The organism is Nonomuraea recticatena, from assembly GCF_039533245.1.
Classification (GTDB): Bacteria; Actinomycetota; Actinomycetes; order Streptosporangiales; family Streptosporangiaceae; genus Nonomuraea; species Nonomuraea roseola.
Genome location: NZ_BAAATE010000152.1, coordinates 1 through 726, shown reverse-complemented (window position 1 = coordinate 726; position 726 = coordinate 1). Strand labels below are relative to the sequence as shown.

Annotated in this window: 1 protein-coding gene; it reads left to right on the top strand. The window is 64.9% G+C overall.

Going from position 1 to position 726, the window contains the following annotated elements; genetic code table 11:
* Nucleotides 1-342: 342 nt before the first annotated feature.
* Nucleotides 343-663 carry an integrase core domain-containing protein gene (locus tag ABFX50_RS51790; RefSeq protein ID WP_379504382.1) on the top strand — a complete coding sequence of 107 codons (321 nt, stop codon included), beginning with the start codon at nt 343-345 and terminating at the stop codon, nt 661-663.
* Nucleotides 664-726 lie beyond the last annotated feature (63 nt).

The following is a 726-nucleotide window of genomic DNA, read 5'->3' as shown; positions in this document are numbered from 1 at the left end:
TGGGAGGTCCGTGCCGACATCCACGAGGCTTTCCTCAAGCTGGCCTGTGCACTCATCTGCTGGCGACGCCTTACCTCATTGCGTTAGAAGTTCTTAGCCGCGGCGTTCGCGGCGGGGTCTTCACCACCGTCACGTCCGCGCCAGCGAAGACCCCATCGAAGACACCCGAGAGCTTGGCATCTCGGTTCTGGATGAGAAAGCGGAAGGAGCTGATCCGGCCGCCGAGGTCCACCAGCAGGTTACGGACCTGCTGGGTGGTCCAGGCACTGGTGGAGTTGGCGCTCACACCGCGGCAGCGAGTACACCGCCGCCCGCTTTCAGGCCGCCTACCGGCACTGGGGCGTGGTGCAGTCCAGGAGCAGGATCGGCTGCGCGCTGGACAACGCCGCGGCCGAGTCGTTCAGCTCCACCCTGAAAGTCGAGTTCGCACACCGGCATCACTTCGTCACCCGAGCGGAAGCCCGCGTAAAGATCGCCATCTGGATCGCCGACTTCTACAACGCCCGCCGCAGGCACAGCCCTGCCGACGAACGACGCATCACGGCCGCTCGGGCGGCGAGCAGAGCGAAGGCTCAGCAGGCCATCGCCGCAGAGAAGCGACTCCACGGTTTCAGGGAATTGCCAATCACTGACCCCTTTTCATCCTCCGGCGGCGGGTGCTGATCACGGCATGATCGCGGGTCCGGTGTTCGCCTGATGACGTAGCAGAGCCCCTGGTAGACGGGT